Source organism: Oleiphilus sp. HI0086 (assembly GCF_001635225.1).
In genome coordinates this window covers 1-841 of sequence record NZ_LWFZ01000148.1, presented here as the reverse complement: position 1 = coordinate 841, position 841 = coordinate 1, and the positions used below count along the sequence as shown (strand labels likewise).

Below are 841 nucleotides of genomic sequence, written 5' to 3'. Positions count from 1 at the left end.
GGTTGGCATGAGTGCAGAGGCCAAGAAGAAGGCTGAAGCAGAGCTTAAGAAGTTGAAGATGATGTCACCGATGTCTTCAGAGGCATCAGTTGTGCGAGGCTATGTTGAGTGGCTTGTAAATCTTCCCTGGAAGAAGAAAAGTAAAGTTCGACACGATATCGTTAAGGCAAGAGAAATTCTTGATGCAGACCACTATGGCCTAGAAGAGGTCAAAGACCGCATTATCGAATATTTAGCGGTACAGAGCCGGGTTAAGAAGCTTAAAGGGCCGGTATTGTGCTTGGTTGGGCCTCCTGGTGTAGGTAAAACCTCCTTGGGGCAATCTATTGCGAAGGCAACAAACCGAAAATATACCCGTGTTGCACTGGGTGGTGTGCGTGATGAAGCAGAGATTCGTGGTCATCGCCGAACTTATATCGGTTCAATGCCAGGTAAACTGATTCAGAAGCTTTCTAAAGTCGAAGTGAAGAACCCGCTGTTCTTGTTTGATGAAATCGATAAATTGGGTGCTGATCATCGTGGTGACCCGGCTTCGGCTTTGCTTGAGGTGTTAGATCCAGAACAAAATCATACCTTTAATGATCACTATCTAGAAGTAGATTATGATTTGTCCGATGTTATGTTTGTCTGTACCTCAAACTCAATGAACATCCCTCCGGCCTTGCTTGATCGTATGGAGGTTATCCGTATTCCGGGTTACACCGAAGATGAAAAGATCAATATCGCGCAAAAATACCTGATCCCGAAACAGATCAAAGATAATGGCCTGAAAAAAGGTGAGCTCGCTATTGCCGAAGATGCAATAAGAGATGTGATTCGTTATTACACCAAAGAAGCGGGT

General features: G+C 44.7%; 1 protein-coding gene. It reads left to right on the top strand.

Annotated features, from left to right (window positions below; translation table 11 throughout):
• Nucleotides 1-841, top strand: an 841-nt coding sequence (locus A3756_RS02105) for an AAA family ATPase (protein WP_156490197.1), incomplete at both ends; no start/stop codon positions are given.